This window comes from Bacillus niameyensis (genome assembly GCF_001375535.1).
Lineage (GTDB): Bacteria > Bacillota > Bacilli > Bacillales > Bacillaceae_C > Lederbergia > Lederbergia niameyensis.
Genome location: NZ_LN831197.1, coordinates 3,679,645 through 3,688,267 on the forward strand (window position 1 = coordinate 3,679,645; position 8,623 = coordinate 3,688,267).

The 8,623-nt window shown below is 43.3% G+C and carries 2 protein-coding genes; one reads left to right on the forward strand and one right to left on the reverse strand.

Going from position 1 to position 8,623, the window contains the following annotated elements:
- Positions 1-110 precede the first annotated feature (110 nt).
- A complete protein-coding gene (locus BN1243_RS17065; protein ID WP_062108832.1) occupies positions 111-932 on the forward strand; it encodes an MBL fold metallo-hydrolase in 822 nt (273 codons plus the stop codon).
- Positions 933-1,316: 384 nt separating this feature from the next.
- Here BN1243_RS17065 and BN1243_RS22740 read toward each other — a convergent pair whose 3' ends face one another.
- The gene (locus tag BN1243_RS22740) at positions 1,317-1,631 is read right to left on the reverse strand and encodes a hypothetical protein (protein WP_230200239.1); all 315 of its coding nucleotides are present in this window, start codon (positions 1,629-1,631) and stop codon (positions 1,317-1,319) included.
- Positions 1,632-8,623: the final 6,992 nt, after the last annotated feature.

An 8,623-nucleotide genomic window follows, 5' to 3' on the forward strand; every position in this document is an offset into this window, starting at 1 on the left:
GTGCATGAGCACCAACCCTGAAACTCATGACTTTAGTCGTGAGAGGTTCATAGTCTGCTAGAATAATTTTGAGTAATTTATTTTAAACTTTAAAAAGGGGTGTTGTACAAATGAAAGTGCATTTTCTCGGGACTGCCGCTGCAGAGGGATTTCCTAATCCATTTTGCAAATGCCAAGCATGTGTAAAGGCAAGGGAATTGGGTGGGCGTAACATTCGTTCGCGAACGTCAGTGATGATTGATGAAGTTTTAAAAGTAGACTTTCCACCAGATACGTTTTTCCATGCAACTAGGGACGGGATAGATCTTGGCGAGGTACAAGATTTGCTGATTACGCATACGCATTATGATCATTATAATCCTGGTGATTTATATAATCGGATTGAAGGCTTTGCGCATGGTATCAATCACCCGTTACATATTTATGGAAATGATTTGGCCATGCAAGGGATTATGAGAGAACTGCCTCATTCGCAAGTAGGAAAAAGATTCGTATATCATCGAGTCTTACCTTTTAAACAAATTGAAACGCAAACAGCTAAAGTGACACCTCTTTTAGCGGACCATGATCAGCTGGAGACATGCCTTCTTTTTTATATTGAAAAGGATGGGAAGAACATACTCTATGGAAATGACACAGGGTGGTTTCCAGAAGATACTTGGGAATTTCTTAAAGGGAAAAAAATTGATCTAGCCATTCTAGATTGTACAGGTGCGTATAATGGCACCAAACGAAGCCGTAATCATATGTGCATTGAAACGATACTAGAAGTTCAACGGGTTTTTCAAGAAGAAAGTATTCTCAATGAAGGCGGGCAAATCATCGTCACTCACTTTTCCCATAACTCAGGTTTCTTACATGAAGAATTTGAAGAGGCATTCACTCCCTATGGAATCAAAGTTGCCTATGACGGGATGATCATCAATTTGTAAGCGATTAATTGTTAAAACATCGTTCGGACATTGTTCAACTCTATTTCATAAGGTATACCTCGGGTGATGCCCGAATCTTGAAACGGTCACCGTTCGCCATGAACGATGCCCGAAAAGTGCTCCCACCCCTAAAGAGGGCACTGAAAAAGATTTTTGTAGCCTAATCGTTTATTAAATAAAAAGAAGGGATTTCCTGTTCAAAGTCGAACAGAAAGTCCTTTCATTGTCTATTTCTTACTGTTCCTCGTTCATGAGCTACATTATTCACTTGAGGTTTACAGCGAATATGGTTGAGACTCCTGAATCTCCCGAGAAAATTAATATGTGGATTATATAGTCCCGTCCGAGGGAAGAAAGGCTCCTCACGGACTTTGAGATGCTTTGTCATGTCCCATTCAGGGAATAAAACGGCACATATGGGACATGAGAGGTTTTATCATGAATCGTGACCGTAATGAGTTGAACTTCTGTGAAACGGTAACGATTGACACTGAATCGTGCCCGTAATGAGTTGAACTTCTGTGAAACGGTAACGATTGACACTGAATCGTGCCCGTAATGAGTTGAACTTCTGTGAAACGGTAACGAATGCCGCAGAATCGTGCCCATAATGAGTTGAACTTCTGTGAAGCGGTAACGAATGCCGCGGAATCGTGCCCGTAATGAGTTGAACTTCTGTGAAATGGTGACGATTGTCATTGAATCATATCACAATTAGGAAAAAAACGGAACATACAAGGCATGAGACACTTTATCATGCCCTTGTTCGTGGAAAAAAGGAATCAACGGCATTGGGACATGGACTTTTTCAGTGCTCTCCCCTAAAACCGCTCACCATTCGCCTTGATCGATGCTAAATCGAGAATGAATCCGCAACAGTCGGACCAAAAGGCTCACCTGATCAAAGGGTACCCCCTTCCTTGAGAACGCCTCCAAAAGCATACTCTATACGTAAAAATCCGAACTAACTCGTAATTTCGGGATAATTGTAAAAAAACACCTACCAAAAATTTAATTATTAAAAGATTTAAACTTTTACCCTTGCATTTTTACCGAAAAAATAGTACATTCTGAATTATATGTATTTATAGAGAGCCTGTCTTAATANTAATGAGTTGAACTTCTGTGAAACGGTAACGATTGACACTGAATCGTGCCCGTAATGAGTTGAACTTCTGTGAAACGGTAACGAATGCCGCAGAATCGTGCCCATAATGAGTTGAACTTCTGTGAAACGGTAACGAATGCCGCAGAATCGTGCCCATAATGAGTTGAACTTCTGTGAAACGGTAACGATTGACACTGAATCGTGCCCATAATGAGTTGAACTTCTGTGAAACGGTAACGATTGACACTGAATCGTGCCCGTAATGAGTTGAACTTCTGTGAAACGGTAACGATTGACACTGAATCGTGCCCGTAATGAGTTGAACTTCTGTGAAACGGTAACGAATGCCGCAGAATCGTGCCCATAATGAGTTGAACTTCTGTGAAACGGTAACGAATGCCGCAGAATCGTGCCCATAATGAGTTGAACTTCTGTGAAACGGTAACGATTGACACTGAATCGTGCCCATAATGAGTTGAACTTCTGTGAAACGGTAACGATTGACACTGAATCGTGCCCGTAATGAGTTGAACTTCTGTGAAACGGTAACGATTGACACTGAATCGTGCCCGTAATGAGTTGAACTTCTGTGAAACGGTAACGAATGCCGCAGAATCGTGCCCATAATGAGTTGAACTTCTGTGAAACGGTAACGAATGCCGCAGAATCGTGCCCATAATGAGTTGAACTTCTGTGAAACGGTAACGATTGACACTGAATCGTGCCCATAATGAGTTGAACTTCTGTGAAACGGTAACGATTGACACTGAATCGTGCCCGTAATGAGTTGAACTTCTGTGAAACGGTAACGATTGACACTGAATCGTGCCCGTAATGAGTTGAACTTCTGTGAAACGGTAACGAATGCCGCAGAATCGTGCCCATAATGAGTTGAACTTCTGTGAAACGGTAACGAATGCCGCAGAATCGTGCCCATAATGAGTTGAACTTCTGTGAAACGGTAACGATTGACACTGAATCGTGCCCATAATGAGTTGAACTTCTGTGAAACGGTAACGATTGACACTGAATCGTGCCCGTAATGAGTTGAACTTCTGTGAAACGGTAACGATTGACACTGAATCGTGCCCGTAATGAGTTGAACTTCTGTGAAACGGTAACGAATGCCGCAGAATCGTGCCCATAATGAGTTGAACTTCTGTGAAACGGTAACGAATGCCGCAGAATCGTGCCCATAATGAGTTGAACTTCTGTGAAACGGTAACGATTGACACTGAATCGTGCCCATAATGAGTTGAACTTCTGTGAAACGGTAACGATTGACACTGAATCGTGCCCGTAATGAGTTGAACTTCTGTGAAACGGTAACGATTGACACTGAATCGTGCCCGTAATGAGTTGAACTTCTGTGAAACGGTAACGAATGCCGCAGAATCGTGCCCATAATGAGTTGAACTTCTGTGAAACGGTAACGAATGCCGCAGAATCGTGCCCATAATGAGTTGAACTTCTGTGAAACGGTAACGATTGACACTGAATCGTGCCCATAATGAGTTGAACTTCTGTGAAACGGTAACGATTGACACTGAATCGTGCCCGTAATGAGTTGAACTTCTGTGAAACGGTAACGATTGACACTGAATCGTGCCCGTAATGAGTTGAACTTCTGTGAAACGGTAACGAATGCCGCAGAATCGTGCCCATAATGAGTTGAACTTCTGTGAAACGGTAACGAATGCCGCAGAATCGTGCCCATAATGAGTTGAACTTCTGTGAAACGGTAACGATTGACACTGAATCGTGCCCATAATGAGTTGAACTTCTGTGAAACGGTAACGATTGACACTGAATCGTGCCCGTAATGAGTTGAACTTCTGTGAAACGGTAACGATTGACACTGAATCGTGCCCGTAATGAGTTGAACTTCTGTGAAACGGTAACGAATGCCGCAGAATCGTGCCCATAATGAGTTGAACTTCTGTGAAACGGTAACGAATGCCGCAGAATCGTGCCCATAATGAGTTGAACTTCTGTGAAACGGTAACGATTGACACTGAATCGTGCCCATAATGAGTTGAACTTCTGTGAAACGGTAACGATTGACACTGAATCGTGCCCGTAATGAGTTGAACTTCTGTGAAACGGTAACGATTGACACTGAATCGTGCCCGTAATGAGTTGAACTTCTGTGAAACGGTAACGAATGCCGCAGAATCGTGCCCATAATGAGTTGAACTTCTGTGAAACGGTAACGAATGCCGCAGAATCGTGCCCATAATGAGTTGAACTTCTGTGAAACGGTAACGATTGACACTGAATCGTGCCCATAATGAGTTGAACTTCTGTGAAACGGTAACGATTGACACTGAATCGTGCCCGTAATGAGTTGAACTTCTGTGAAACGGTAACGATTGACACTGAATCGTGCCCGTAATGAGTTGAACTTCTGTGAAACGGTAACGAATGCCGCAGAATCGTGCCCATAATGAGTTGAACTTCTGTGAAACGGTAACGAATGCCGCAGAATCGTGCCCATAATGAGTTGAACTTCTGTGAAACGGTAACGATTGACACTGAATCGTGCCCATAATGAGTTGAACTTCTGTGAAACGGTAACGATTGACACTGAATCGTGCCCGTAATGAGTTGAACTTCTGTGAAACGGTAACGATTGACACTGAATCGTGCCCGTAATGAGTTGAACTTCTGTGAAACGGTAACGAATGCCGCAGAATCGTGCCCATAATGAGTTGAACTTCTGTGAAACGGTAACGAATGCCGCAGAATCGTGCCCATAATGAGTTGAACTTCTGTGAAACGGTAACGATTGACACTGAATCGTGCCCATAATGAGTTGAACTTCTGTGAAACGGTAACGATTGACACTGAATCGTGCCCGTAATGAGTTGAACTTCTGTGAAACGGTAACGATTGACACTGAATCGTGCCCGTAATGAGTTGAACTTCTGTGAAACGGTAACGAATGCCGCAGAATCGTGCCCATAATGAGTTGAACTTCTGTGAAACGGTAACGAATGCCGCAGAATCGTGCCCATAATGAGTTGAACTTCTGTGAAACGGTAACGATTGACACTGAATCGTGCCCATAATGAGTTGAACTTCTGTGAAACGGTAACGATTGACACTGAATCGTGCCCGTAATGAGTTGAACTTCTGTGAAACGGTAACGATTGACACTGAATCGTGCCCGTAATGAGTTGAACTTCTGTGAAACGGTAACGAATGCCGCAGAATCGTGCCCATAATGAGTTGAACTTCTGTGAAACGGTAACGAATGCCGCAGAATCGTGCCCATAATGAGTTGAACTTCTGTGAAACGGTAACGATTGACACTGAATCGTGCCCATAATGAGTTGAACTTCTGTGAAACGGTAACGATTGACACTGAATCGTGCCCGTAATGAGTTGAACTTCTGTGAAACGGTAACGATTGACACTGAATCGTGCCCGTAATGAGTTGAACTTCTGTGAAACGGTAACGAATGCCGCAGAATCGTGCCCATAATGAGTTGAACTTCTGTGAAACGGTAACGAATGCCGCAGAATCGTGCCCATAATGAGTTGAACTTCTGTGAAACGGTAACGATTGACACTGAATCGTGCCCATAATGAGTTGAACTTCTGTGAAACGGTAACGATTGACACTGAATCGTGCCCGTAATGAGTTGAACTTCTGTGAAACGGTAACGATTGACACTGAATCGTGCCCGTAATGAGTTGAACTTCTGTGAAACGGTAACGAATGCCGCAGAATCGTGCCCATAATGAGTTGAACTTCTGTGAAACGGTAACGAATGCCGCAGAATCGTGCCCATAATGAGTTGAACTTCTGTGAAACGGTAACGATTGACACTGAATCGTGCCCATAATGAGTTGAACTTCTGTGAAACGGTAACGATTGACACTGAATCGTGCCCGTAATGAGTTGAACTTCTGTGAAACGGTAACGATTGACACTGAATCGTGCCCGTAATGAGTTGAACTTCTGTGAAACGGTAACGAATGCCGCAGAATCGTGCCCATAATGAGTTGAACTTCTGTGAAACGGTAACGAATGCCGCAGAATCGTGCCCATAATGAGTTGAACTTCTGTGAAACGGTAACGATTGACACTGAATCGTGCCCATAATGAGTTGAACTTCTGTGAAACGGTAACGATTGACACTGAATCGTGCCCGTAATGAGTTGAACTTCTGTGAAACGGTAACGATTGACACTGAATCGTGCCCGTAATGAGTTGAACTTCTGTGAAACGGTAACGAATGCCGCAGAATCGTGCCCATAATGAGTTGAACTTCTGTGAAACGGTAACGAATGCCGCAGAATCGTGCCCATAATGAGTTGAACTTCTGTGAAACGGTAACGATTGACACTGAATCGTGCCCATAATGAGTTGAACTTCTGTGAAACGGTAACGATTGACACTGAATCGTGCCCGTAATGAGTTGAACTTCTGTGAAACGGTAACGATTGACACTGAATCGTGCCCGTAATGAGTTGAACTTCTGTGAAACGGTAACGAATGCCGCAGAATCGTGCCCATAATGAGTTGAACTTCTGTGAAACGGTAACGAATGCCGCAGAATCGTGCCCATAATGAGTTGAACTTCTGTGAAACGGTAACGATTGACACTGAATCGTGCCCATAATGAGTTGAACTTCTGTGAAACGGTAACGATTGACACTGAATCGTGCCCGTAATGAGTTGAACTTCTGTGAAACGGTAACGATTGACACTGAATCGTGCCCGTAATGAGTTGAACTTCTGTGAAACGGTAACGAATGCCGCAGAATCGTGCCCATAATGAGTTGAACTTCTGTGAAACGGTAACGAATGCCGCAGAATCGTGCCCATAATGAGTTGAACTTCTGTGAAACGGTAACGATTGACACTGAATCGTGCCCATAATGAGTTGAACTTCTGTGAAACGGTAACGATTGACACTGAATCGTGCCCGTAATGAGTTGAACTTCTGTGAAACGGTAACGATTGACACTGAATCGTGCCCGTAATGAGTTGAACTTCTGTGAAACGGTAACGAATGCCGCAGAATCGTGCCCATAATGAGTTGAACTTCTGTGAAACGGTAACGAATGCCGCAGAATCGTGCCCATAATGAGTTGAACTTCTGTGAAACGGTAACGATTGACACTGAATCGTGCCCATAATGAGTTGAACTTCTGTGAAACGGTAACGATTGACACTGAATCGTGCCCGTAATGAGTTGAACTTCTGTGAAACGGTAACGATTGACACTGAATCGTGCCCGTAATGAGTTGAACTTCTGTGAAACGGTAACGAATGCCGCAGAATCGTGCCCATAATGAGTTGAACTTCTGTGAAACGGTAACGAATGCCGCAGAATCGTGCCCATAATGAGTTGAACTTCTGTGAAACGGTAACGATTGACACTGAATCGTGCCCATAATGAGTTGAACTTCTGTGAAACGGTAACGATTGACACTGAATCGTGCCCGTAATGAGTTGAACTTCTGTGAAACGGTAACGATTGACACTGAATCGTGCCCGTAATGAGTTGAACTTCTGTGAAACGGTAACGAATGCCGCAGAATCGTGCCCATAATGAGTTGAACTTCTGTGAAACGGTAACGAATGCCGCAGAATCGTGCCCATAATGAGTTGAACTTCTGTGAAACGGTAACGATTGACACTGAATCGTGCCCATAATGAGTTGAACTTCTGTGAAACGGTAACGATTGACACTGAATCGTGCCCGTAATGAGTTGAACTTCTGTGAAACGGTAACGATTGACACTGAATCGTGCCCGTAATGAGTTGAACTTCTGTGAAACGGTAACGAATGCCGCAGAATCGTGCCCATAATGAGTTGAACTTCTGTGAAACGGTAACGAATGCCGCAGAATCGTGCCCATAATGAGTTGAACTTCTGTGAAACGGTAACGATTGACACTGAATCGTGCCCATAATGAGTTGAACTTCTGTGAAACGGTAACGATTGACACTGAATCGTGCCCGCAATGAGTTGAACTTCTGTGAAACGGTAACGATTGACACTGAATCGTGCCCGTAATGAGTTGAACTTCTGTGAAACGGTAACGAATGCCGCAGAATCGTGCCCATAATGAGTTGAACTTCTGTGAAGCGGTAACGAATGCCGCGGAATCGTGCCCGTAATGAGTTGAACTTCTGTGAAATGGTGACGATTGTCATTGAATCATATCACAATTAGGAAAAAAACGGAACATACAAGGCATGAGACACTTTATCATGCCCTTGTTCGTGGAAAAAAGGAATCAACGGCATTGGGACATGGACTTTTTCAGTGCTCTCCCCTAAAACCGCTCACCATTCGCCTTGATCGATGCTAAATCGAGAATGAATCCGCAACAGTCGGACCAAAAGGCTCACCTGATCAAAGGGTACCCCCTTCCTTGAGAACGCCTCCAAAAGCATACTCTATACGTAAAAATCCGAACTAACTCGTAATTTCGGGATAATTGTAAAAAAACACCTACCAAAAATTTAATTATTAAAAGATTTAAACTTTTACCCTTGCATTTTTACCGAAAAAATAGTACATTCTGAATTATATGTATTTATAGAGAGCCTGTCTTAATA